Raw genomic sequence first — 24,284 nt, forward strand, 5'->3', positions numbered from 1 at the left:
CTTGGGAGACTTCGGCCATGAGGGTGTTGCTGCGGGTCAAGCCGGGGGCTTCGCGGACTGCCGTTGGCGGGCGGTACGAGGGTGTGGGTGGGGTGGCGCTGGTAGTGGCGGTGGGAGCTCGGGCGGTGGAGGGGCGGGCTACGAAGGCGGTGTTGGTGGCGGTGGCGGAGGCGTTCGGCGTACGGCGGTCGGCCGTGAGCCTGGTCAGTGGTGCGACGAGCCGGGACAAGGTGGTGGATGTCGAAGGCGACGACCGCGAGATTCGGGAGCGGCTCGAACGGCTTCTCGGGTGAAGGCTGTGAAACAGGCCTTCCCGGCTGAAGGGTGTGGAACAGTTGGGGGCTATGGAGACTGAAACGTCGCCGGACGGTGTGGTGACCAAGACGCCCGCAGGCTCGGTGGCGGAGGTGGCCGCGAAGTTCCGGGCGATCCTCGATGCCAAGGGGGTCATGGTGTTTGCCGTGATCGATCAGGCGGCCGCAGCTCAGACGGTCGGGTTGACCCTGCGAGACACCGTCCTCATCGTCTTCGGCAACCCGGCGGCGGGCACCCCGGTGATGGCAGCCGCGCCCCTTGCCGGACTGGATCTCCCGCTGAAGGTGCTGATCTGGGACGACGCAGGAATCACTCGGATCAGCTACTACTCCCCCGCCACCATCGCCGAACGCCACAACCTCGACTCCGCCACAGCCGCCGGCCTCTCCGCAATCGACGCCCTGACCGACGCCATCATGCAGACCTGAGCCGTCAATCCATCCCCGATGAGTGGCTCGTGTTGAAGCGCCGGGCGTCAGGCCAGGATTGGGAGGAGGGCGAGGATCGGGGCTCCGAGGGTGCCGAGGAACTGGGCGAGGATGCGGATCGGCGCGACGAGGGCGGAGCCGGCTGAGGCGAGGGAGCCTGCGGCGAGGAGGAGGCGGGTCAGGCGTTCGAGCCTCGGCGCGATCCGGGCGCGGTCCGGCTTCGGCTGGCGCAGTCCGGACTCGACGTCGCCGAGTTCCTTCTCCGCCGCGACAGACGTCGCCGGGTCGAGCCGCGCGGCCGTGACGGCGGCCCGCAGCTGAGCGAACGCTTGCCAGGCCTGCTCCGGCGTCACCACGACACCGGTCTGGCCGCCGGTGATGTGCTGATCGCGGCCGATGTTGTTGATGTTGGCGGCGTTCTGATTACCAATGTTGAAGGTCATCGCGATTCATCTCATCAGCTGGGGTGGCGGCAGGTCTCGATCGACCCGGCGGCGCCGCGAGGTGGCGACGATGTGCAGCACGATCCCGGCGATGATCAGCAGTACGCCGACCAGGTTCACCAGGCCGCCGACCGCGAAGACCAGGAAGCCGCTGAAGTCGTCCATCGTGGGCATGGAGGCGGACGAGAAGTTCATGATCTGACCGAAGTACTTGTACCAACCGACCACAGCGATCGCGAGCCCGACCACGAACACCACGACGCCGACCCAGATCAGCCCCCGCGCCTTCGTCCTGGTCGCGGCGATCTCGCGGAAGAAGTTCTCCCGCTGCTGGATGACATGCTGGACGTACTGGTCCCGCCCGACGTTGTTGATCGTGTTCGCCCGCTGCTCGCCGACGTCGTACCGGACCGCCGTCTGCGGCCCCTCGCCGGCGCTGTAGCGGAGCTGGAGGTCGGCCAGCCGGACCCGATCGCCCGGGTACAACCGGCGCGGCACCGTGACTGCCTCGCCATTCACGAACGTGCCGCCGGCCGAGCCCAGGTCCTCGACGTAATCCGCACCGCCCCGCTGCCAGAGCGCGGCATGCGTCCGGCTCATGTACGGGTCCTCGAACTGCACGTCGCAGTTCGGCAGCCGGCCCACCGTCAGGTGCGCACCGGTCAGGTTGATCCGTTGCCCTTCGTGCGACCCCGTCTCGACCACGAGGTACGGCGTACTCGATCCATCGCTCATCGTCCCCTGCGGCGCGCGCGGGCACCTCGCACCTCGGCACCGCATCCCCCACAATCAGCAAACCACTCCCCCTGAACCACGACAAGATGCAACGCTCGCGGCCTGGATCAGGTGCGTTCGTGGACGACCGCAACCGGGATCGTTGCGTGATGGAGCACGCCTCGAGCGACCGAGCCGAGCATCAAGGTGGTCGCCCGGTGGTGGCGCCCGCCGATGACGAGGAGCTGGGTGGCGGGCGATTCGGCGGTGTCGAGCAAGGCCTCGACGGGGTGGCCTTCGATCAGCGTCCGCTCCACCTGGACGTCGGGGTGCTTGTGCTGCAGTGGCTCGGCGACAGCGTCGAGCAGTTCGCCGGCCAGCCGCTGCTGGTGCTCGCGTAGGTCCGGGATCGCCGCGACATCCAAGGTGTCCCGTGCCGCGACATCCCACGCATGCACCATCCGCAACGGCGCATGATGCAGATCCGCCATCTCGAACGCGAAGGCCAGCGCGCCGTCGTTCTGCTCGTGGGCGTCCACACCCACAACGATCGGGGCGCCGCCCGCGCCTGCTTGCCAGCCGGCCGGTACGACGACGACCGGGCCGTGACCGTGATAGGCGACGTACTCCGACATGGAGCCGAGAAGCAGCCGAGCGAACCCACCCGCGCCGCGGCGGCCGACCACCGTCAGCTCCGCCTCCGCGCTCAGCTCGGCCAACCGCCGGTTCGGTGCGCCGACGAGCACATCGGTCCCCAGGTCCAGCTCGGGATCTGCTGCGGCGACGTACGACGAGACCTCATCGAGGACCCGCTGGTCGCCCGCCGGGACCGGGTCCGGGATGATCACCTCGCCGTCGATCTTCACCGGCGCGACGTCCGCATGCCGTCGTCGCTCGTCCACGATGTGCACGGCACGGAGGGGCATCCGGCGCAGTAGGGCCTCGTGCAGCGCCCAGTCGACCGCCCCGGAACGCCGCCAGGCGTCGTCTGCTCCCACGACTATCTCGTTCGCGACCACGATCAGCTCCACGGCTCGTCCCGGATACCACCTCCCAGGACACCCCATCAACCGCGTCCGTGCCAGAGCCCGGCAACAAGTGGACCCAGAGCCTCAGAGGACGTAGAAGCCGGTGACGATCGTCGGGAGGAGGCCGACCACGATCCAGAGAGATTTCAGCGAGCGTTGGAAGATCGCGAGGATGCCGGCGGCGGTGAGAATTCCGATGACGCCGGACATCAGCCACAGGCCGACGCCCCGTCCGTACTCCTTCTCCGCCACACCGATGCTGTAGACGGCCAGCGTGATCGCCGGGACGCTGCCGACGTGGAAGAGGATGACCGAGGCGACCCAACGCTGGACGGTCTCGATGTTCATGGGTTTCGGTGTTCTGCGGCGCACAACGAGCTCCTACATCCTGAGGCGCCCACTAAGCGCCTCGCACGCCTTCCATCGTACACGAACGATTAGTGTGCGAACTATGTGGCGTTGGCCTCTTTGGCGGCCGCGATCACCCGGGTCAGCTCCTGATGGAGATGCTGCAGCTCGGACACGTCCATCCCCAGCCGGCTCACGATCGCCGCCGGGATCTTCTCTGCCTCCTTGCGCAACCGCCAGCCCGCCGGCGTCAGCGTGACCGCGAGCGACCGCTCGTCGGTGCGGGCCCGCGGGCGCTCGACGTACCCACTCGCTTCCAGGCGCTTGAGCAACGGAGACAGGGTGGCAGGCTCCAACTGCAGCAGCCTGCTCAACTCCTTCACCGAGAGCGGCGCGTGCTGCCACAGCGCCAGCATCACCAGGTACTGCGGGTGGGTCAGACCCATCGGCTCGAGCAGCGGCCGGTACACCGCGATCACGGTGCGCGAGGCCACAGCCAGCGCGAAACACACCTGGTTCTCCAGCTCCAGCGGATCGATATCGCCGAAGTCACTCACTGGGACCTCCATCAGACGTCGTCCCAACCAGACTAGCGCACCACACTAATCATTAGTGCGATAACCATCCTTAACCTGCGAGCGGGTTGCCCTGCGCGGTCGGTGACGGAGTGTTCGGCGGCGGCGTGCTCGCAGGCGTCTTGGACGGTGTGGGTGACGGCGAGGTCGACGGCGTACTCCGGGTCGAGGTGGTCGGGGTCGGGCTGCTCGAGGGTGGAGTGTCGGACGGCGTCGGGCTGGTCGAGGGCGTGTTGGTCGGGGTCGCGCTCGGCGTCGGGCTCGGTGATGGCGAGGTGCTTCGCGACGGCGTGGACTGGCTCGGCTTGGTCGGCTCAGTCTGGTTCGGGGCAGTCGATGTGGATGACGGCGTGGTCGGCTGCGACGTCGGCGTACTGCTGGTTACGCCTTGTGGCGGGACGACGTCGGTCGTCGGGGGTTTCGTCCCGGTGTCGTTGAGCAGGACCACAGCCAGTACTGCGCCCGCCGTCGCGAGCAGGGCGATCGCGCCGGCGATCAGCGTCATCCGTCGATCGCGCTGCGCCTGGAGCGAAGCGGCCGAGCCGGCTGGAACGGGACCGGCCGGAACGGGACCGACCGGAACGGCGCCGGTTGGTTCGGCGACAGGAACGGGCAGGGGCATGGGGGCCGTGGCGGCGACCGGCGTGGTGGCACTCAGGGCGCCGGCCTCGATCTCGGCGGCAGTCGGACGGTCGGCCGGGTCCTTGGCGAGCATCTGGAGCAGGACCTGCTCGAACGTGCCGGCGAGCTCGGGCCGCTCGAGGCTCGGCGGGGTCGGATCGGCGTCGACGTGCTGGTAGAGGATCGCGGTCGGATGTTCCCCGGTGAACGGCGGCCGGCCGGTGACCAGTTGGTAGAGCACACAACCCAGCGCGTAGACGTCGGCCGGCTTGCCGGCCTGCCCGCCCTGCGCTCGCTCGGGGGCGAGGTACTGCGCGCTGCCGATGATCTGACCGGTCCCCGTCAGCGTGCTCGCACCCTCACCCGGCAGGTGAGCGATGCCGAAGTCGGCGACCTTGACGGTCCCGTCGGTCGAGATCAGCAGGTTGCTCGGCTTCACGTCACGATGGACGACGTCCTCCCGGTGCGCCGCGGCCAGTCCCGCGGCGCTCTGCTCGATGATCTCGATCGCGCGTTCCTTCGACAGCGGCCCATTCTCGGCGAGCTCGTCGGCGACCGACCCGCCCTCGACCAGCTCCATCACCAGGAAGAACCCGTCCTCGTGCTGACCGAAGTCGTACACGGCGACGACATGCCCGTCATTCAGGCGCGCGGCGGCGCGCGCCTCGCGGTGGAACCGTTCGGCAGCGCGTGGATCACGGTCGGACCGCAGCAGCAGCTTCACCGCGACCTCGCGCCCCAACTGCTCGTCCGTACCGCGAAAAACCTCCCCCATGCCGCCTCGGCCCAGGGAGGAACCCAATCTGTACCGCTTCGCTACAAACACCCTGTCCCCCGTACCCGCGACCCCGGCACGGTAACCGGTGTATCAAGAGTCTCGTCGTGACAAATAACCGCCTTCAGGATGTCAAACGACGCAAGGCCCTTGTGCGTGGCCCCAAGCTCAAAGCGACCGCCAACGGCTGGTGGTCAGGCGTCGAGGGGGTTGGCGGTGATGCGGGTGGCGAGGCCGGTCTGGATTGCGCGGGCGGCGGAGCTGTCGGCCTTGCGGTCGGCCTGGGCCTGGAAGCAGGCAAGGAACTCGACGGAAAGGCCGTGCCTCGGGAAGTCCCGCAGTACTTCGGCGCGGAACGCGGGACTGAAGTCGTCGACGCCCTTGCCCACGATGTCCAGCGCGGCCGCTCGCGAGATCAGATGCCCTTCGGGATCGGCGGTCACGTCCACGTCGGGGACCATGTGCCGGACGATCACTTCGCCGAGGCGTTCGCGGCGCTCGCTCGGCCAGCCGGCCCCGGCGGCGAAGACCCGGGCGACATGACCGCCGGCCTCCTCGAACGAGACGGTGTGGCTGTCGAACTCCGGCGCCAGCGCGATGTCGTGGAACATCGCGGCCGCGAACAGCAGCTCGGCGTCGTACTCGATGCCATGCTGCTCGGCGTACGCGGCCGCCCACAGGTAGACGCGTCGCGAGTGGCTCAGCAAGGCGGTGGACAGGTAGTCGGTGGCCACCTCCAACGCCGCCGCCGAGGCATTCGTGGCCGGAATCGCGAGGTCCTTCGTACTGATCATGTTTCGACAGTACGGCGCGAAAGGCCCCCATCGTTGGTCCAATCCGCGATCATCAGCGTGGGCCACTGTTGTGGTGCGGTCGGGTGATCGGGGATCGTGCAGAGATGACGAACGACGGGCGGTTGCCGAAGCGGATCTACGAGCGGGAGTTGCTGCGGCTCCAGGCCGAGTTGGTCAAGCTGCAGGAGTGGGTCCGGCTCGAGGGCGCCCGGGTGGTGGTGATCTTCGAGGGGCGGGACGCGGCCGGCAAGGGCAGCACGATCAAGCGCGTCACGGAGTACCTCAATCCCCGGGTCGCACGCATCGTCGCCCTCCCCGCGCCGACCGAGCGGCAACGGACCGAGTGGTACTTCCAGCGGTACGTCGAACACCTGCCGGCGGCCGGCGAGCTCGCGCTGTTCGACCGCAGTTGGTACAACCGCGCCGGTGTCGAGCGGGTGATGGGGTTCTGCACCAACCAGGAGTACGCCCGATTCCTGCATCAGTGCCCGATCTTCGAACGCCTGTTGGTCGAGGACGGCGTACTGCTGCGCAAGTACTGGTTCTCGGTCAGCGACAACGAGCAGGAGAACCGGTTCCGCAGCCGCCTCGAGGACCCGATGCGGCGCTGGAAGCTGTCGCCGATGGACCTGGAGTCGATCACCCGCTGGGAGGACTACTCGCGCGCCAAGGACGAGATGTTCGTCCACACCGACATCCCCGAGGCGCCCTGGCACGTGGTCGAGAGCGAGGACAAACGCTCCGCGCGGATCAACATGATCGCCCACCTGCTGTCGACGATCCCGTACCACGAGGTCCAGCGACCGCCGCTCGAACTGCCGCCCCGGCCGCCGTCCAAGGGGTACGAGCGCCCGCCCCGCGACATGCAGGTCCAGGTCCCGGACCACGCCGCCGAACTGCGCAAGTGAGGGCACCGGCACACTGGGGTCGTGCCATCGAAGGACAAAGCGCCCCGGACCCGGCCGGCTTGGCATCGCCGCTTGTGGTCCGCCGTGTCGTTGGTCATCCTGTTCGCCGTCGTCGAGTACGTCGTACTCCCGAAGCTCGCCCTCGCGCGGGAGTCGCTGCACCGTGTCTCGGAGCTCAACCTTGCCTGGCTGATCCTCGCCGTGGCGCTCGAAGCGGGCAGCCTGGTCTGCTACTCGCTCTTCAGCCGCGCCCTTCTCGGCAAGGACCACCTCCCGTTCTCCTGGATCCTGCGCTCCGACCTCACCGGCTACGGAGTGAGCCACGTCGTACCCGGCGGCGCCGCCACCGCGACCGCGCTGCGTTTCCGGCTGCTCGTCATGGGCGGTGCACAACCGACGAACGTGACGGCGACGGTCACCGCGGAGGCGATCGGTTCCCCGCTCGCGCTGGTGCTGCTCGCCTGGCTGACGTCGATCCCCGCGGTCTTCCTGCGCGAGGCGTCCACGGCGTACCTCATCGGGTTCCTGATCGGGCTGGTCGTCGTGGTCTCCGCCTTCCTCGCCGACCGCGGTCGATCCAGCATCGAACATCTCGCGGCCCGGTTGCTGCGAGCGATCCTGGGACGGCTGCCCCAACGGGTCAGGCCGTGGATCTCAACCGTCGCCCGCCGGCTGCGTGATGTCGTCGCCGACCCCGAAGTACGCAAAGCGTTCCTGATCTGGGCAACGCTGAACTGGCTCCTCGACGCCGCCGTCCTCTGGACCTTCCTCGCCGCCTTCGGTGAACGGGTCCATCCGATCGCGGTCCTGCTCGCGTACTGCGCCGCGAACCTGGCCGCCGTCGTACCGCTCACCCCCGGCGGCATCGGCGTCGTCGAGGGCATCGCGGTCTCGTCGCTCATCGGCTTCGGCGTCGACGGCCAGGCCGCCCTTCTCGCCGTACTGTCCTGGCGCCTGCTCCAATTCTGGGCGCCAGTCCCGCTGGCCGGCCTCTGCTACCTGAGCCTCCGAGCCCAAGGCGCACTGACCCCGGCAAAACAGACCTAGTGCCTACTTTGCTAGTGCCTACTTTGCGGCGCCCCGGAGGGTTGCTTGCTGCTGAGCCTTCAGAGCCAGCCGCATCGTCTCGAAGGTGTGCTCCTGCGGAGCGGCCGACGTCGTGCGTTCCTGCACGTCGCGAACCAGGTCGGCGTAGTACGTCGTCTGGACCGTGGAGCAGTCGATGTACTGCGTGCCCTCCTGGTTGACCAGGAACAGGTGGTCGCCGCCGTCGCGGCCGGCGATGTCGACGTACTTGCGGAGCTCGATGTAGCCGTCGGTGCCGAGGATCATCAGGCGGCCGTCGCCCCACGTGGGCAGGCCGGCCGGGGTGTACCAGTCGACCCGGATGTAGCCCTGCGCGTTCTCGCTGCGGAGCAGGATCTCGCCGAAGTCCTGCAGGCCCGGCTCGTCCGGGTTGGCGAAGTTCCCGACCGTGCTCGCGACGACCTCGGCCGTGCGCGCGCCGGTGAACCAGAGGAACTGGTCGACCTGGTGCGAGGCGATATCGGTCAGGATGCCGCCGTACCGGCTCTTGTCGTAGAACCAGTCCGGGCGACCGGCGCCGCCGCCGAGATGGCCGCGGTCACCGATGCGGTGCGGCCCGATGCCGATGGTCTGTACGACGGTCCCGATCTTGCCCTCGCGGACCAACTCGCCGGCCTTGATCACGCTCGGCACCTCGAACCGCTCCGAGAACGTCACCGACCAGAACCGGCCGCTCCGGCCGACCGCCTTCTCGATCTCCTCCAACTGCTCCAGACTCACGCAGCCGGGCTTGTCGGTCACGACGTCCTTGCCGGCCAGCAACGCCGTGACGGCGATCGGCCCGCGCCGATCCGGTACGGCGGCGGTCACGATCAGGTCGATCCCGTCGCGGCCGAGCAGCTCGTCCGGGCTCTCGGCCACCGGAACGTCCGGATACCGCTCGCGGACCCGGGTCGCGATCGCCGCGGCCGGATCGTCGGTCGCCATCCCGACGAACTCCGCGCCGGCCGCGATCAGGCCCGCGATCTGACCGAAGATGTGCGCGTGGTCGAGCCCAACAGCGGCGAACCTGACAGCTTGCGTGGAAGTCACCCGTACTCCTCGATACTCGGCAGCACCTCAACTCCACTCACCCTATGCCAACCCGGCAAGCGCTTGCCAACCCCTTGGGCGAGCCGCACCTCACTCGGCGGCAGTCGACAACGCGGCGATCATGCGCCGGCGGGACTCGTAGTAGTGCTGCGGGTCGAGCACAGGGCGGTCGAAGCGCAGGGTGCGATCCGGATCGATGATGTCCAGCGCCGCCGTACCGCCGTGGGTCGCGCGGATCGCCTGCAGAGCGCGGTGGTCCCACATCGCCTGGGCGAAGACGCGGTGGCGGATCGACGGCCACGGCGTACCGTCCGGGCCCGGGTACACCGCGAAGGCGTCGCCGGACGGGAACGCACCTCCGGCCGACGTGTCCTCGAACGGGTTCACCCTCCGGATCGAGTGCCAGGTGTACCAGAAGTTGAATCCCCAGTGCAGGAAGCCGTCCACGCCCGACGCGAACAACTGATGCCCGAGTGCACGATTGCGCGCCGAAGGCATCCCGACGAACCGGTTGGCGACGTCGCGATCCTGTGAGACGCAGTAGTAGACCCAGAGACGCTCCGGCCGCTCGGCGAGGAACGGTTCGACGTGATCGGTCGCGACGACGGGCACGGCGACAGCACCTGAGGTGTAGAACGAGTGCTCGCTCAGGGCGTCGACGACGGTCCAGCCCTCGAGCAGGTCGGCGACCACGGCTTTCGCGGCGAGGTACGTCGCCAGCCCGTCCTCCCCCGACGGCTCGTCCGAGATGTGGAAGACCACTTGGTCGCGATCCCATTCCTCGTCCAGCACGGCCTGCAGCGCCGGCAACAGCGCTTCCATCAACTGCCGGTACCGGGCGTCGGTCGCCGGAACGTCCCACCCGAAGGCGCGCTCCTGGCCCACGATGATGCCCGGCGTCGCTTTCGCTCCCCATTGGGTGAACAGATGCGCGACCTCGACGCCGGTGATCCCGGTCCGTCGACAGAGCTCGAGCCACCGTCGCAGCCGGTCGAAGCCGAACTCGTACCCGTCGGCGGTCTCCGTGATCTCGATGAGCTGGACGACAGTGCGGTACGAACCGACCGCGGTGTCGAGCGGCGGCGTCCACACCGGTGCGAGCAGCGAGGTGGCGCCCATCTCCGCCGCGGACGCCATGAACCGCTCCACGACGTTCCAGTGCTCTTCGCTGAACACCTCGAGGCCGTAGTGATCCACGAGCGAGTCGAGGTGCATCCAGTGGCTCGACACGATGTCCAGCGGCGGCAACTCGATCGCGGTGAGCTCAACGGTGACCGAGGCTCGATGCAGCTCGGTGCCGTCGGACGAGGTCATCACGATCGTCAGTTCGTGAACGCCGGCCCGTGCCGGATCGCTCGTGGTCACGTCGAACCAGAGCGCTGCCCAGCCGCCGAACCGGACCGGAGCCTCGCCGTTCGAGACCGGCCGCAACAGATCGGGATACAGGCCGGGCTCGTCGAACTCGTAGCCGTCGTCATGTCCCGGGAGGGCGACGAACGAGCAAGGAACGAGCTCGACGGACGACACCGCGACCAGGTCGGCCGCCGTACCTTCGACCCGAACCCGGAGGGGGCTCGGGTCGCGGAACGTGGGCACGAGCGGAGGACGGTAGGCCAACTGGAACGAGGCCGGCTCGCCGAGGAACGCCTGGAACCGCGTCTCGGCCGACACGGGACGCGGGTCCCGCACCGGATGCACTTTCACGAGCGCATCGCAGACCACAAACTCCCACGTTCCAGCCACGCCTACCATCCTCCTGTGCGCAATTGTGGACTCTATGATGCAGATACGCGCATCAATGCACAATGTTGCGGAGCTTGGCCAGCAGTTAGTTGGCGGCGAGGCCGGCGGTGCCTGCAGTGGCCGCGCCGGCGATGTCCTGCTGCTTCGTGAGCGTGCCGTCGTGATGGATGGCGTACGAAGCGACCGAGCCGTTCGACAGACGTACGTACAGGAACTTGCCGTCGGGGCTGAGAGCGGCGTCTGATCCCCCGGCGCTCGTCGTCGCCGCGACCGATGCGATCAGGTGGAGCCGTCCGTCGGAGCTGATCCGGTACGACGAGATCGACGCGCTCGCCGCGTTCACCGTGAAGGCGTAATCGCGGGTGACGACGAGCCAGCAAGCCGCGGCCTGCTGGTCACTCACCGAAGCGCTGATCGTCCGCACACGATTGCCGTTGACGGAGTACGACGAGACCGCTGACGGGCCGGCCTCGGAGACGATCGCGTCACCACGACGATCGAAATCGAATCCGTACGGCGTGACGCCGGCGGAATGATGCGGTGTCGCCGTACCGGCATATCCGTTGCGTACGGCGAAGGTGTCGATCGTCTGATCGCCCTTGTGGGTGACGACCAGGCTCCGGCCGTCAGGAGTGAAGGAGACCTGGGCCGCTGCTGTCGGGGTTGCGCCGGACTTGCTGAGCGCCTTCGTCGAGTGCGGCAACGGTTGCAGGTGTCCGTCGGAGCTGACGCGGAGACCGCTGATGGTTTCGCTGTTCTGGTTCAGGACGTACACGATCCCGTGGCGGACGGTGACGCTGACGGGCAGGTCGCCGCCGCTGGGCGCGACATCGCGGCGTACCAGGCCACGGTCGGTGATCGCGAGTGTCGACACGGTGTCGTCGCCACCGTTCACCGCGAACAGCAGGTTGCCGTCACGCACCAGTCCGTCCTGCGAAGCAAGTGACGACCCCAGTCCGTGACCACCGGTGGGAACAGTGGCGCCGACGCGCAAACGACCGTCACGAAGACGATCGAAGACCTGGACGGCGTTGCCGGCGGCCGCGTTCGTCGTCTCGTAGACGTGACCGACGACGTCGCCGGACCGTCCGTCGACCGCGGCGTTCGCGGGTGCGGCCGCCAGCAACGAGGCCACGGCAACGGCAGCGAACGCGGGCGCCAGCAGCCGGGCGGAATGAATGGGCATGGAAATTCCTCTCACGCAGGGAAATCACTGGAACGCCTTTGACAGTAGGGCTTTCCGCGATCCTCGAGAGGAATTTCCGAGCACGGTAAGGATGCCGTTATCGACCCATTCCGTTCGTGAAACTTAAGCTGCTGTCAGTCCGTCAAGGCGTCCTTCGCCTTCTCGCCGGCCTGCTTCAGGTCGGCCTTTGTCTTCTCCGCCCGGCCTTCGGCCTGCAGGTCGCGATTGTCGGTCGCGTCGCCGGTCGTCTCCTTGACCTTGCCCTTGGCAGCCTCGGCAGCGTTCTTGACCTTGTCACCAGCACTCATCGGATTCTCCTTCCGTTCCGGTGATCATCGCCTTCCGGTGCCACCCAACCGCCCGCGCGAAACGCGGGGCCGGGCACCACCTGCTCCCGGCTGCTTGTGACGTCGGCCTGACGGTCGGTCAGGATTGACGGCCGGTCCAGCGAGGGGAGACCTTGCGCCATTCGCGGGCCCACTCGTCGGCGCGGCGGCGGTCGAGTGGACGGCAGGCGAGTCGCCACGCGGCGAAGAGCGCGGGCCAGGCGAGCAGCGGGAGGGTCAGGGCGATCGCGGTCCCGAGGGCGTCGCTGTCCCCGGACGTTCCTGGGGCGCCCGTCATCGCGCCGGCCGCGTCGATCCAGATCGTCACGCCGGTGTTGACCGGAGTACCGAGCAGAACGTCGGTCTTTCCTTCGTGCGAGGACCCTGATCGATCCTGCCAGCTGACGCGCACCGAGGTGGTGCTGAGGCCCAGCGTCGACGGAACGGCATTGGCCGTGCCCTCGAGCGTTCGCGCGCGGACCTGCTGAAGGCTCGCGCGGTCGTCGGCCGCGGACTGCTCGGCGCGATCGTGCAGCGTCGTACCGAGGGCTGCTGCCGCGGGGATCACCAGCAGCGCGACCGCGATCGCGAGCAGCAGGAACGCCGCCTCGATCCGGTCGACTCTCCGGCGCAACGGGTTGTGCCCGAAGCTGAGTCGCCGCAGCTGCATCATCACGAACAGCTCGGCACGGTGTTGCGGCGTGGAACTCATCGCGCTCCCCTATCTGCTTCACAAGGTAAGACCGCACAAGCGCGCCGGCTGTGACGACGCGTCACGAACCGCGCCGCCGTCCGGTCAACCACGTAGTGGCCCCACGTGTACGTAGGGGCGGCTACTACGTACCTGCCCACGTTCCTCAGTGGCGCGACCGCGGGTCCCCTGGCCGGATCGTGAAACCCAAGGGCGCGACGAGCCGGAGAGGAGCCGGGAACGTGAACGCGACAGGGTCACGGCAGGCGCGGTACGACGAGAAGAACTCAGCGGTCCAGACAGCATGCCCACGGCAAGTCGGCGACGACCTGGACGCCGCGGCCGCCACCTTCCTGGAAGTCCGTCCGCGATTGCTGGCGATCGCTTACCGCTTCCTCTCCAGTGCGGCCGACGCCGAGGACGTGGTGCAGGAGACCTGGCTGCGCTGGCAACGGACGGACCGCACGGTGGTCGAGAACCCGCAGGCGCTGCTCGCGACAATGACCACACGGCTCGCGATCAACGTCAGCCAGTCCGCGCGACGACGCCATGAGACCCCGATGGCGTCCGCCGCCGCCGAACGCATCGACGACGGCGAGGACCCGGCGGCGACGGTCGAGCAGAGCGACGCCGTCGAACGCGCAGTACTCATCGTCCTTCAGAGCCTGTCGCCCAGGGAACGCGCCGCCTTCGTACTGCGCGAGGCGTTCGACTACTCGTACGGGCAGCTGGCCGAGTTTCTCCACCTCGGTACGGCGAACAGCCGGCAGCTCGTCTGCCGCGCCCGGCGACGGGTCGCGACCGACAAGCAGACAATCGTCAACACACCGTCACATCAACACTTCGTACACGCGTTCCTCGACGCAGCCCGAGCCGGCGACCTGACCGGATTCGAAGAACTCCTGACCGCCGACCTGTCCGCCTGACCAGCCCGGAAATCCTCACCTAGCTGCGGGCCGCCTGTTCGATCACCTGCGTGGTCGTCTTGGGATCGCTGATCAGGCCGAGGTGTCCTTCGTCGAACTCCGTAACGTCGGAGCCGGCCCGCTCGGCCATCGCCCGCTGGACGCCCGGCGGGATGATCTTGTCGCCGGTGCCGATCAGGTACCAGGACGGGATCGTCTTCCAGGCCGGCGTGCCGGACTTGTCGGCAAGGCCACCGAAGGCGCCCGGTCGCTGGGTCGCGTAGACCTTGGCCTTCTCGTCGTCGTCCAGGCCGGTCGCGAACGAGGTGAACACGGTCGGCTTCTTCAGGTAGAGATCGGTGGCCGGCGTCGGCGGACCGGCCGGGACGAAGTCGAACACCTGCGCCGGATCCGGGTTCGACAGGTCGGAGTCGGCCCCGGCTGCCTCGAGAGCCGTCTCACCCTCGTCGAGCGCGAACGCGTTGACGTAGACGAGCGCCTTGACGTTCGGCAGCCCGGTGGCCGCGTTGGTGATCACCGCACCGCCGTACGAATGACCGACCAGGACGACGGGACCGGACAACGTCTCGAGGAACGCTCGCACCGAAGCGGCGTCGCCGGGCAGCGAACGCAACGGGTTCGGGATCGCCCGCACCGTGAACCCGTCGCCCAGCAGCCGATCGATGACGCCCGACCAGTTCGATGCGTCCGCCCACGCACCGTGCACCAGCACGATGGTCGCCTGTGGTGCCTGACCGCCTGTGTCACCACTGATGTCAGTGCTCATGAATCTGTCCTGTTCCGTAGAAGGGTCAACCACTCGCCTTCTATGTCCGGACACCGGTGTCGGCTGTGACATCGGTTGTGACATCGGTCAGCGCCTCGTACAGCGGGCTGTCCGTGAGGAGGTCGTTGCTGTGGCGGGCATTGTGACGGTGGGCCACCCGGCGGTGACCTTCCAGGATCGCGGCGATCCCGACGACACTCCACACACCGAGTACGACGGCGTGCTGCGCGGCACCGTGTCCGTTGAAGTAGGCGGCGCTCCGGAGCAGGTTCGCACCGGCGCCCGGCGGCATGAGCTGCCCCAACTGGCCCACGACCGAAGGCATCAGCTCGGGCGCCGAACTCACTCCCGCGAACGGATTCCCCACGAAGACCATGAGGATGGCGCCGAGCGCGACACCGGCGGGGCCTAGCAGCGCAGCCATACCGGCGACGAAGCTGCTGATCGCGAACAGCATCAGCGACAGCGAAGCCCAGGTCCCGATCCGATTCCCCGGTAGGGCCCCGATGTAGTCCTGCGCGACCAGATGCACACACGCACCGGCCATGCACGAGACCACCGCCAGCGCCACGATCTCTCGTAGGGCGGGCTTGAAACCGACGAGTACTGCGACCATCACGGCGAGGATGACTCCGCCGAGCACGAGCGGCGTCATCGCGGCGGCGAAGGTCGAGCCGCGCGGATCGTCGCTCGACGTCGGAACCACGTCCTGGACCACTGATTCCGCTGCCGGCTGGGTGGTCGGCGAGAGCTGTCCGGCCATCGCTCCCGCGGCCGACGTCAGCAGTTGTGCGACGGCCGGACTGGCCGCGCTGGCGGTCAGGAAGACGATATGGCGGCTGCTCACCTCGAACGCGCCGTACACCTCGCGATGCTCGATCGCCGACCGAGCCTCGGCGTCGCTGGCATACAGGTGCAGGTCGAAAGCGCCCGGCCGGGTGCTGGTCAGGCCTTCGGCTGCCTTCTGTGCGGTCACTCCGGTGCCCACCACGCCGACCGGGAGGCTGCGGGCCTCGGTCCGGGACGCCGGCCAGGTGAACGCCAGGACCGCGAGGCCGACGATCAGCGGTGCGATCACCGACAGGATCAGCAGCTGGCGCCACGGCGGGTGGTGAACGAGCGGATTCTTGGGCACTTCTGCGCCTTTCAGACGGGTGTTAGATGCTCTCACTAAACGACAATGATCGTTCTCTTTTGACTATACTCTGCTCATGCCGAGGACTTCGGAGAGGTATCGCGACGCCAGGCGGGAGTACATCCTCGACGCCGCCCGGCGCGCCTTCGCGCGCAACGGGTTCCACGCGACGTCGATGCACGATCTGTTCGCCGAGGCCGGCTTGTCCTCCGGCGCGGTCTACCGCTACTTCGCCGGTAAGGACGAGGTGGTGGTCGCGATCGTCGAGGACAACATCCGGCAGATCGGCGCGATGATCCGCGCCGTCACGGAGGAACGCGCCGACGGCTCCTTCGGCGCCGCACTGGCCGCGGCGGTCGAAACCATCCAGGCCAAACACCGGGAGAACGGGCTGGCCGGCATCGGCGTACAGGCCTGGACGGAGGCGCTGCGTGATCCCCGGATCGGCGCAGCGTTCGAGGAGATGCTTACCGGGCTCCGGTCCGAGCTGGCCGAAGTCGTCGCTCACTACCAGCGGACGAACACGTTGCCGGCCGGTCCGTCGGCGGATTCACTGGCGTCCGTGACGATCGCCATTCTGGTCGGCTATATCCAGCAGCTTGCGCTCCTCGGGCCTGACGCTGTCGCCGACACTCCGGATGCGTTGCGGGCGCTGTGGCCGCCTTCAGCGGTCGCCGGCTAGTGCACAGTCGCCGCAGAGGGCGCCCGAGTGGTCGGGCGCGGCTCGGTAGATGAGGCAGCAGCTGCGGCGGCGGAAGGTCCCGTCCGTCGTGGTGTGAGCCTCGCGGACGGTCGGGTGTGCGAGCAGGTGGGCGGCCATCTCGGTAGCTCGGTCTGCGAGCTGGGGTGCTGCGTTGGCGAGGGCGACGGACGCGCCGTTGATCGCCGAGGCCACGTTGCCCCGGAGGATGTGATCCGAGACGGAGAACCGCTGGGTGGCCTGGTTCAGGGCTGGGACGGGGCGTTCGAACACCTCGGTGACGAGGTCGCGTGACTTGCCTGGCGGAGCGAGTGACAAGGGGAAGGCTCCGCCCAGGACCGGTTGCCAGTAGACGGTTTCAAGGTCGAGTGGCGGGACGCCGGCGTCCAGGACTGCAGTTGCCAGGGCGGGAGAGACCAGGCGCGCGACCAGGCCGAGGTGGGTGATCGACGCGGCGACGCGAACCTCGACAGCTTCGGGCTCCTGGCCGCCCGCCGCGGCCAGATAGGCCCGGGTGGCCATCACCCGGTCCTCGAGTACGGCGGGGTCGTCGAGCAGCTCCGACATGGTCCGCCACGGTGCGACCGGCGCCGTACCCGAGGGGTGTTGCTCGTGCGCGAAGAACGGGCCGAGGGCAACGACCTGGTCGAGCGTCATGCGGTGTGAACCGGCTCCGCCTGCTCCGTGCGGACCTTGCGGGCCTTGCGGGCCTGGAGCAGGCGCTCCGCGAGCGGACCGAAGATCAGGCCGATGACACCCCACAACAGCACCTGGGCAGCGACCGAATAGAGGCGGAACGCGTAAAGCCTGTCCGCATCGAAGCCCGGGTAGACGATGTTGCCCTTGGCATCGGTCAGCGGCAACGGAGTCTCCGTCGCGTGCCGCCCGTACTCCTCGACGTTCGCCGCCAGGTGCCCCACCGAGGGCAGTACGGCCATCAGTACGCCGATGATCGCGACGTACGCCGCGATCGCGAGCAGCGTCGCGTTCCAGTTGCCGAAGCGCGGCCGGAGTCGCTTGCCGAGCAGGACCGCGCCGATCAGCAGCACGATCGAGCAGGCCACCATCGCCAGGTACAGGTTGCCGCGGTCGTGGATCGTGTCCTCGTGCCCGATCGACGGCGGGTTGGCCGGGTACTTCAGGAACGGCACGAAGTAGACGCCGAGGAACCCGCCGAGCGCGACCAGCATCGCCAGGTTGCGCGGGCGCAGCTTGCCGACCCGGCCCAGGCAGATCGCGAAGGCGACCGCGAACAGCGCACCCATCGCGACACCGAACAGCACGAGGCCGGCACCGGCGCCGATGTTCGCCTGCAGGGTCCTGCTGAAGATGTCCGGACCGCCCGCTTCGACAGGCAGCCCGGCCGCCTTGTCGAGCGCGTCCTGCGCGGCATCGCGACCGCTCTCGTAGTCGATTGCGGCTTGGATCTGGGGCTCGGCGAAGATCCGTGCGAAGACGAACGCGATCAGCCCGGCCGCTGCGCCGGCGAGTGCGCCGCGCAGTACGAATTTCCCTTCCATGTCAGTCGGTCAGAGACTCAGTGGCACGGAAAGCCGAGGAAGTGCCGCGCGTCGTGCACGAACTCGTGGATGTGCATGTCCTTGCCGAAGATCGAGTACGCGCCCTGATCGACACCGATGAAGTAGTAGAGCGCGAACGCGACGATCGCCGTACCGACCAGCCACAGCACAGCCCGCGAGACCGGTACGACGACCGGCGTGGAAACCGAGGTGGGAGCAGACAGATTGCTCACGAGTAGAGCCTCCTTCTAGGGGATCGTGCGTCCCTCATCCAATGGAGCGTCGTGACGGCGAAGTATCTGACTCACCGCTCGCACGGGGCGAGCGGCTCACAGTGGCGCGACCGTGCCGAAGTCTCATCGGCTTCCTTGCGCCGTCACTACGCTGCGAGACTACGGACGCCTTCGGGGCACGTCAATCGCGGGTTGCTCACATCACGTACGACGAGGTCCCGTCGCGCCGGGTGGCCTGTGGAAAATGATTCCGGCCGCACGTGGTCGGGCCGTTAAGCTCGGAGGCCCGGTGCACCCCGAGGAGGCCCCGTGTTCCAGCCGCTGCACGCTTCTGCGACCCGAGCTGTTGAGAAACTCCGCGCTATCGGTGAACCACTACCCGACGACCTCGCCAGTCAGCTGGCCAAGCTGGCCGACGGTTCCCAATCCCCCGCGGCAGTCGAGGACCTGCTCCGTCCGTATGTCCTCGTCGACGTCTCCATCGACGAGCAAGGACTGCCGACCAGCACGCCGGGTGCCGCGCGACCGCGCCTCGTCCAGCATGGATGGCGCAGCTTCCTGGTCCGGATCGAGAACCCGCACCGGCTGATCGGCGATCTCGCCGCGCAGTCGAACCACGTGCTCGGCACGATCGATTACCACAGCCACGCCGCGCGAATCGCGATGGCGGACACGTTGACCATCGTCCCGAGGATCAAGCGCAGCTGGCTGGAGGTGAAGCTGGCCGGTCCGACGGACGTCTCCGGCCTGGACGTCGAGTACAAGGTGATCAGCCTCTACAGCCGCGACGGCGGCACCCACAAGGGCGAGCTGGGATTCGTCCTGGCCCTCGAGGAGGCTGAACACAGCTACACCAGGCCGCCGCTCGCGATGGCCTGGAGGCGGATGGGATCCGAGAGCCGGCAGTACGAGGCGTCGTACGAGTTCGAGTGCCTGCCCGCGCGCGACATCCGGTTCGACATCCGCGAACCCGACGGGAGCAGTTGCGTGGCGGCGCTCACCGTTCGCGACTCCCAACGGCGCTCCTACCCGTCGAAGGGGATGCGGCTGGCTCCCGACATGTTCTTCCACGAACACGTCTACCGCGCGACCGGCGAGGTCATCACGCTCCCGGCCGGTCAGTACGAGATCTCCGCGCGGCGCGGACCGGAGTACCGCGAGGTCCGTGTCGACGTCGACCTGACGGCCGAGGACGACGCGGTCACGATCGAGCTCGATCGCTGGGCCGATCCGGCACGTCACGGGTACTACTCCGGCGATCCGCACATCCACGCCGGCGGCTGCTCGCACTACAGCGTGCCGTCCGAGGGCGTCACGCCGGAGACGATGATCCGGCACGTCCGCGGCGAGGGGCTGTGGATGGGCAGCGTGCTCACCTGGGGTCCGTGCTACTACCACCAGAAGCAGTTCTTCAGCGGCTCGTCGATCAGCCCGCGGGCCGAGCTCGAGTACCCGGCGATGCAGCAGGCGCAGGGCATGAACTGGGACCCGCAGGACACCGATCACGATGGCCAGAGCCTGCTGCGCTACGACCTCGAGGTGTCGGGCTTCCCGTCGAGCCACTCCGGGCACGTCATCCTGCTCGGGCTGACCGACCAGGACTATCCCGGGACGAAGATCATCGAGGACTGGCCGTCGTACAACCTGCCGGTCATGCGCTGGGGTCACGCGCAGAACGCGATGGTCGGCTACGCGCACTGCGGACTGGGCCTGTCGGTCGGCACGGACGAGCTGCCGAACTACGTGATCCCCGGCTTCCAGTCGATCGGCTCGAACGAGATCATCGTCGACGTACCGCTCGGTGCCGCCGACTTCCAGTGCGGCGCCGAGTTCGCGCCCGCCGCGGAGCTGAACATCTGGTACCACCTGCTGAACGTCGGCTACCGCACGCTGATGCTCGGCGAGACCGACTACCCCTGCATCTACGACGACGGCCCAGGCGTCGGACGCACCTACGTCCAACTGCCCGAGCCGCCGCAAGGCCCGCAAGCGCTGGAAGCGTGGCTCGGTGGACTGAAGAACAGGGCGTCGTACTTCGGTGACGGCCGCAGCCACGTCTACGACTTCGCGGTCGATGGCGACACGAGCCGCGAGCGTACGGCGGATGCCGCCGGACCGGTCCGGGTCAGTGCGACCGTCGCGGCGTGGTTGCCCGAAGATCCGCCCGCCTTGCCGGCCGCGGGTCAACCGGCGTACAGCGCTCCGGTCGGCTGGCATCTCGAACGCGCGAGGATCGGCCGGACCCGCAACGTGCTGGTCGAGGTGCTCGTCAACGGTGTCCCGGTCGCGTCGCAGGAGCTGGTTGCTGACGGCAACGAGCAGGCGGTCGAGTTCGACGTACCGCTGGAGCGTTCATCCTGGGTGGCGCTGCGGATCCTGCGCAGCGTGCACACGCAGCCGATCTTTGTCGAGCTTGCGGGTAAGCCGATCCGCGCGTCCCGGCGGAGCGCCCAGTGGTTGCACGACTCGGTCGACGCGCTCTGGAAGGCGAAGTCCGGCTTCATCCGCGAAGCCGAGCGAGGCGAGGCCCGCGAGGCGTACGACGCCGCACAGGCCGCCTACCTGGCCCGTCGCGACGAATCAGAGGTGGACTGATGTACGGCGAACCCGCGGGCTGCTGCGGCCCGGTCGACACCAAGGCGCCGATCTCCGTCACGATCAACCCGGAGGCCCGCGTGAACGTCGCCCGGACCGCAACCCGGGTCGAGCCGGTCGCCCCGGGTCACTGGCATCCGATCGACCTGACGATCGTCAACGACGGCTACGTCACCGGGCAACTCGTCATCGAGAGCGACCCGGTGCCCGGTGTCGAACTTGACCTGCCACCCCACGACCTCACCGGCGAACCACGCCAAGAGGGAGCGATCCGCGTTCGCTTCGACTCCCCCACCGTCGTCGACGTCACCCTGAACTTCCGAGCATTGGGCGCACTCGGAGGTCTTGCCACCCACAGTGCGATGCATCTACTTCTGCGCAGTCAGTAGGTCTGGTAGTAGGCGAGCTCGCCGGACTCACCGACCGCCGGCCGATGCTCAAACCGTGAAAGGAAGATTGCTACTTGTGCGGGGAGGGGGTGCGGGAGAAAATCACGGTACGGTCGTCCTCCGCGTCCGCTTGATGCCGCTGCCCCGGTTAGGAGTGACGTGAGATTTTCGTTGCGTGCCGTCCCCGCTCTTGCGATTGGTGGTTTGGTCGCCGCACTGCTGGTTCCGCAGGTTTCTGCGGGCACGCCGACCTCGGCCTCCGCTTCCTCCGAGAGTGTCAACCTCTCGCTTCTCCCCGGTGCTGTCGCGTCGGCCAAGTCGCAACGGATGACCGCGCCCGCGCTGACGTACGCGCCTGCCAACGCGACCGATGTGTTCGTCCACAACGGGTGGACGTCGAACTACGCGTCGGTGGGTAGCGGGTACGACCCGACGCAGGACTGGTTCCAGGTGAAGCTGGCTACGCCGTCGCCGGTGTACGAGGTGTTCACCCGGTGGACCTCGCCGGCCAAGCCGTCGGAGTATGACCTGCAGGTGTCGACGGACGCCGACTGCCAGACGTGGTCGACGGTGACCCACGTCGTGAATCCCGCCGACAAGGATTCCCAGGTCATCGATCACCAGGACCCGGTCATGTGTGTCCGGATGCAGGCGCTGGCGACGACATCCACCGTGGGGTACACGATCAACGAGTTCGAGATCTGGTCCGGGCCGAAGCCGCCGCCGACGGTGGGACAGATCATCCCCGTGCCGGTGAAGCAGACGCCGGGTAGCGGCCAGCCGTGGCAGCTCACGAACACGTCCCGGATCGTCGTCTCGAGCAGCGCACTCACCGCCACGGCTGAGGTGCTCGCCGGCTACCTGCGCCCGGCCACCGGTTTCGTACTGCCGGTGGTGACCGGCTCCGCAACCGCCGCCGACATCTCGCTGGCTACCGGTTCGGTGCCCGGCATCCCGCAGGACAAGACCGACGAGGGCTACTCGCTCACGGTGTCGAGTGGCGGCGTGCAGATCGTCGCCCCGCAGGCACACGGCCTGTTCAACGGCTTCGTCAGCCTGCGACAACTGTTGCCAGCAGCAATCAACTCGCCGACGGCCGGCACCGGTCCGTGGACCGCACAGCCCATCACGGTCCTCGACTACCCGCGGTACCCGCACCGAGGTCTCCAGCTGGACCCGGCCCGCAACTTCATGACCGTGCCGGAGATCCGCTCGATGATCGACCAGTTGGCCGCGCTCAAGGGCGATCGGCTGCACCTGCACCTGAGCGACTCGCAGTCCTGGCGTCTCGAGATCAAGGGCTACCCCGCTCTCGACGGCACCGGCTGCAACGGAACAGCCTGCATCGCCGGCTTCTACACCCAGGAGGACTTCAAGGGCCTGGTGAAGTACGCCGCCGACCGTTTCATCGAGATCGTCCCTGAACTCGAGGGTCCGGCCCACGCCACCGCCGCGGTCAGGTCCCTCGGCGGCGTCGCGGTGATGGGCTGCCAGGGCCAGACGCAGACCGACCGCTTCTGCACCAACCCGAACGACCCGGCGAGCGAACGGGCCCTCGCCTTCTGGCGGGACGCGATCGCACAGCTCTCGGCCATCTCCCCCGCAGCGATCATCCACATCGGCGGCGACGAGGCCATCGGCATGCCCCACGAGGACTACAAGTGGTGGATCGGCCAGATGGAGAAGATCGTCAACGACAACGGCAAGCGGATGATGGGCTGGAACCCGGCCCTCGAGGGGTACGCACCCGGGTCGACCTCGATCAACCACTACTGGTCCGACTACACCGGCGGCGGTCCGCCGCTGATCAAGCCGGAGTGGTTCAACCAGCACCGCAACGTGATCACGACCCCGGAGTGGAACGCCTACCTCGACTTCGGGTACGACGGTTCGCCCGGCCGGACGCCGCGCACCGAGCTCGACAAGGCGTACGGGTGGGACCCGGAGTGGGTCTACGAGAAGTACCGGTCCGTCTGGGCCCAACCGGCGTACGGCGGTCCGAAGGCGGAGGACATCATCGGCATCGAGGCGCCGATCTGGGGCGAGCAGATGCGCGGGCTGGCCACCAACGAGTACATGGTGTTCCCGCGGCTGGCCGGGATCCTGGAGAAGGCCTGGTCGCCCAAGGTGCTGACGCAGGACTACGACTCGTACGTGCAGCGGCTCAGCGTCGCCGGACCGCGGTGGGCGTTCGGAGGCGTGAACTACGGCTCGATCGCCCAGGTCAACTGGACGCCGGAATCGATGGGCACGATCACCCGCTTCGGCGTCGACCGGACCATCACCGCCGCGCCGCTCGGACGTCTGGCGGCCGGTTCGATTCCGCCGGGTGAAGTCACCGCCTCGATCGATTGGGGCGACGGATCTGCAGCCGAGCCTGGCACGATCGCCGCACGTGACTATGTGGCGAGCCAGCGTCAGGGCCGAAGTCTGATGACCGTCAGCGGGAGCCATACCTACCCGGCCGACGGGACTTATCACGGCACTGTCACCTACACCCGTCAGGCCCAGACCTGGGTCGTCCCGTTCGTCGCGACCGGTGTTCCGGCCTGTACGACGATGCTCAGCGGCACGCGCAACGGCCCGCTGAACGTCACGTCGGGGGTCGCGTGCTTCGACGGCGCAACGGTCTCCGGACCGGTGACCGTTGCCGCGGGCGCTGGGCTCTACGCCTCCGGGTCAGACTTCCGGGGTCCGGTGACGGCATCCGGCGCGGGCGACGTGCTGCTCTGCGGTACGACGGTGTCCGGGCCGGTGAGCGTCACGGGTCGGACCCGCGTCTGGCTCGGCAACCCGGGCGGCGAGTGCACACCGTCGACGATCAAGGGGCCGGTGTCGCTGCAGAACAACACCGGCTCGACGATCGTCTCCGGCAACCGCATCAGCGGCCCACTGACGTGCTCCGGCAACTCGCCCGCACCGACCAACGCCGGCCAACCCAACACGGTTGCCGGCCCGAAGTCGGGTCAGTGCGCCGGACTCTGACAACTCGTTCCGCACCCTGTGG

Annotated in this window: 26 protein-coding genes and 1 riboswitch; of the genes, 9 read left to right on the forward strand and 17 right to left on the reverse strand. The window is 68.0% G+C overall.

Annotated features, from left to right (window positions below; all coding sequences use genetic code 11):
• Positions 1–17: 17 nt before the first annotated feature.
• Both AB0J62_RS14415 and AB0J62_RS14420 read left to right on the forward strand, forming a co-directional pair.
• On the forward strand, positions 18–293 hold the full coding sequence (locus AB0J62_RS14415; RefSeq protein WP_363869354.1) for a DUF167 domain-containing protein: 276 nt from the start codon (positions 18–20) through the stop codon (positions 291–293).
• Between the two features lie 51 nt (positions 294–344).
• Positions 345–743, forward strand: a complete 399-nt coding sequence (locus AB0J62_RS14420; protein WP_363869357.1) for a DUF302 domain-containing protein — start codon at positions 345–347, stop codon at positions 741–743.
• 47 nt (positions 744–790) lie between these two features.
• Here the strand turns inward: AB0J62_RS14420 and AB0J62_RS14425 are convergent, their stop codons facing one another.
• From AB0J62_RS14425 to AB0J62_RS14455, 7 genes are all read right to left on the reverse strand, one after another.
• Positions 791–1,186 (reverse strand): hypothetical protein, encoded by a 396-nt coding sequence (locus AB0J62_RS14425; protein ID WP_363869360.1) that lies wholly within the window; start codon positions 1,184–1,186, stop codon positions 791–793.
• Positions 1,187–1,192: 6 nt separating this feature from the next.
• Entirely contained in the window at positions 1,193–1,921 is a 729-nt protein-coding gene (locus tag AB0J62_RS14430; protein WP_363869363.1) for an FHA domain-containing protein, read from the reverse strand.
• Positions 1,922–2,028: 107 nt separating this feature from the next.
• A complete protein-coding gene (locus AB0J62_RS14435; protein WP_363869366.1) occupies positions 2,029–2,931 on the reverse strand; it encodes a universal stress protein in 903 nt (300 codons plus the stop codon).
• Between the two features lie 81 nt (positions 2,932–3,012).
• Positions 3,013–3,276 (reverse strand): hypothetical protein, encoded by a 264-nt coding sequence (locus tag AB0J62_RS14440; RefSeq protein WP_363869369.1) that lies wholly within the window; start codon positions 3,274–3,276, stop codon positions 3,013–3,015.
• 101 nt (positions 3,277–3,377) lie between these two features.
• Positions 3,378–3,833 (reverse strand): MarR family transcriptional regulator, encoded by a 456-nt coding sequence (locus AB0J62_RS14445; RefSeq protein WP_363869372.1) that lies wholly within the window; start codon positions 3,831–3,833, stop codon positions 3,378–3,380.
• A gap of 70 nt (positions 3,834–3,903) precedes the next feature.
• Positions 3,904–5,298 (reverse strand): protein kinase, encoded by a 1,395-nt coding sequence (locus AB0J62_RS14450; protein WP_363869375.1) that lies wholly within the window; start codon positions 5,296–5,298, stop codon positions 3,904–3,906.
• A gap of 143 nt (positions 5,299–5,441) precedes the next feature.
• Entirely contained in the window at positions 5,442–6,041 is a 600-nt protein-coding gene (locus AB0J62_RS14455) for an HD domain-containing protein (RefSeq protein ID WP_363869378.1), read from the reverse strand.
• A gap of 104 nt (positions 6,042–6,145) precedes the next feature.
• Between AB0J62_RS14455 and ppk2 the strand changes: the two genes are divergently transcribed.
• Both ppk2 and AB0J62_RS14465 read left to right on the forward strand, forming a co-directional pair.
• Positions 6,146–6,949, forward strand: a complete 804-nt coding sequence (ppk2, locus tag AB0J62_RS14460; RefSeq protein WP_363869381.1) for a polyphosphate kinase 2 — start codon at positions 6,146–6,148, stop codon at positions 6,947–6,949.
• Positions 6,950–6,970: 21 nt separating this feature from the next.
• Positions 6,971–7,996: a YbhN family protein gene (locus AB0J62_RS14465; RefSeq protein ID WP_363869384.1), complete on the forward strand. Its 1,026-nt coding sequence runs from the start codon at positions 6,971–6,973 to the stop codon at positions 7,994–7,996.
• Between the two features lie 18 nt (positions 7,997–8,014).
• Here the strand turns inward: AB0J62_RS14465 and AB0J62_RS14470 are convergent, their stop codons facing one another.
• From AB0J62_RS14470 to AB0J62_RS14490, 5 genes are all read right to left on the reverse strand, one after another.
• The gene (locus AB0J62_RS14470; RefSeq protein ID WP_363869387.1) at positions 8,015–9,067 is read right to left on the reverse strand and encodes a Gfo/Idh/MocA family oxidoreductase; all 1,053 of its coding nucleotides are present in this window, start codon (positions 9,065–9,067) and stop codon (positions 8,015–8,017) included.
• 90 nt (positions 9,068–9,157) lie between these two features.
• Complete coding sequence (locus AB0J62_RS14475) at positions 9,158–10,810, reverse strand: DUF4091 domain-containing protein (RefSeq protein WP_363869390.1); 1,653 nt, start codon at positions 10,808–10,810, stop codon at positions 9,158–9,160.
• An 85-nt stretch (positions 10,811–10,895) separates the two neighbouring features.
• A complete protein-coding gene (locus tag AB0J62_RS14480; protein WP_363869393.1) occupies positions 10,896–11,996 on the reverse strand; it encodes a beta-propeller fold lactonase family protein in 1,101 nt (366 codons plus the stop codon).
• A gap of 134 nt (positions 11,997–12,130) precedes the next feature.
• Positions 12,131–12,304 (reverse strand): CsbD family protein, encoded by a 174-nt coding sequence (locus AB0J62_RS14485; RefSeq protein WP_363869396.1) that lies wholly within the window; start codon positions 12,302–12,304, stop codon positions 12,131–12,133.
• Between the two features lie 118 nt (positions 12,305–12,422).
• Positions 12,423–13,034 (reverse strand): hypothetical protein, encoded by a 612-nt coding sequence (locus tag AB0J62_RS14490; protein WP_363869399.1) that lies wholly within the window; start codon positions 13,032–13,034, stop codon positions 12,423–12,425.
• 221 nt (positions 13,035–13,255) lie between these two features.
• Between AB0J62_RS14490 and AB0J62_RS14495 the strand changes: the two genes are divergently transcribed.
• Entirely contained in the window at positions 13,256–13,939 is a 684-nt protein-coding gene (locus tag AB0J62_RS14495) for a sigma-70 family RNA polymerase sigma factor (RefSeq protein WP_363869402.1), read from the forward strand.
• Between the two features lie 19 nt (positions 13,940–13,958).
• Here the strand turns inward: AB0J62_RS14495 and AB0J62_RS14500 are convergent, their stop codons facing one another.
• A complete protein-coding gene (locus tag AB0J62_RS14500) occupies positions 13,959–14,705 on the reverse strand; it encodes an alpha/beta hydrolase (protein WP_363869405.1) in 747 nt (248 codons plus the stop codon).
• A 40-nt stretch (positions 14,706–14,745) separates the two neighbouring features.
• Positions 14,746–15,840, reverse strand: coding sequence for an ABC transporter permease (locus AB0J62_RS14505; RefSeq protein WP_363869408.1), 1,095 nt, complete (start codon positions 15,838–15,840; stop codon positions 14,746–14,748).
• A gap of 76 nt (positions 15,841–15,916) precedes the next feature.
• On the opposite strand from AB0J62_RS14505, the gene AB0J62_RS14510 reads away from it, so the two are divergent.
• A complete protein-coding gene (locus tag AB0J62_RS14510) occupies positions 15,917–16,522 on the forward strand; it encodes a TetR/AcrR family transcriptional regulator (RefSeq protein ID WP_363869411.1) in 606 nt (201 codons plus the stop codon).
• On the opposite strand, the gene AB0J62_RS14515 is transcribed toward AB0J62_RS14510, so the two are convergent.
• The 3 genes from AB0J62_RS14515 to AB0J62_RS14525 are packed head-to-tail and all read right to left on the reverse strand — an operon-like array spanning position 16,505 to position 18,293.
• Positions 16,505–17,197 (reverse strand): (2Fe-2S)-binding protein, encoded by a 693-nt coding sequence (locus AB0J62_RS14515; protein WP_363869414.1) that lies wholly within the window; start codon positions 17,195–17,197, stop codon positions 16,505–16,507. The genes AB0J62_RS14510 and AB0J62_RS14515 overlap by 18 nt on opposite strands.
• Positions 17,194–18,060 (reverse strand): CbtA family protein, encoded by an 867-nt coding sequence (locus AB0J62_RS14520; RefSeq protein WP_363869417.1) that lies wholly within the window; start codon positions 18,058–18,060, stop codon positions 17,194–17,196. Before AB0J62_RS14520 ends, AB0J62_RS14515 begins: the two co-directional genes overlap by 4 nt.
• Positions 18,061–18,077: 17 nt before the next feature.
• Positions 18,078–18,293, reverse strand: coding sequence for a CbtB-domain containing protein (locus AB0J62_RS14525; protein ID WP_363869420.1), 216 nt, complete (start codon positions 18,291–18,293; stop codon positions 18,078–18,080).
• 39 nt (positions 18,294–18,332) lie between these two features.
• Positions 18,333–18,480, reverse strand: a riboswitch (cobalamin riboswitch).
• Between the two features lie 122 nt (positions 18,481–18,602).
• On the opposite strand from AB0J62_RS14525, the gene AB0J62_RS14530 reads away from it, so the two are divergent.
• From AB0J62_RS14530 to AB0J62_RS14540, 3 genes are all read left to right on the forward strand, one after another.
• A complete protein-coding gene (locus tag AB0J62_RS14530; protein ID WP_363869423.1) occupies positions 18,603–20,888 on the forward strand; it encodes a CehA/McbA family metallohydrolase in 2,286 nt (761 codons plus the stop codon).
• Positions 20,888–21,277 carry a hypothetical protein gene (locus AB0J62_RS14535; protein WP_363869426.1) on the forward strand — a complete coding sequence of 130 codons (390 nt, stop codon included), beginning with the start codon at positions 20,888–20,890 and terminating at the stop codon, positions 21,275–21,277. The genes AB0J62_RS14530 and AB0J62_RS14535 overlap by 1 nt, the downstream gene beginning before the upstream one ends.
• A 327-nt stretch (positions 21,278–21,604) precedes the next feature.
• Positions 21,605–24,262, forward strand: coding sequence for a family 20 glycosylhydrolase (locus AB0J62_RS14540; protein ID WP_363869429.1), 2,658 nt, complete (start codon positions 21,605–21,607; stop codon positions 24,260–24,262).
• Positions 24,263–24,284: the final 22 nt, after the last annotated feature.

It is taken from the genome of Kribbella sp. NPDC049584 (assembly GCF_040675555.1).
Classification (GTDB): domain Bacteria; phylum Actinomycetota; class Actinomycetes; order Propionibacteriales; family Kribbellaceae; genus Kribbella.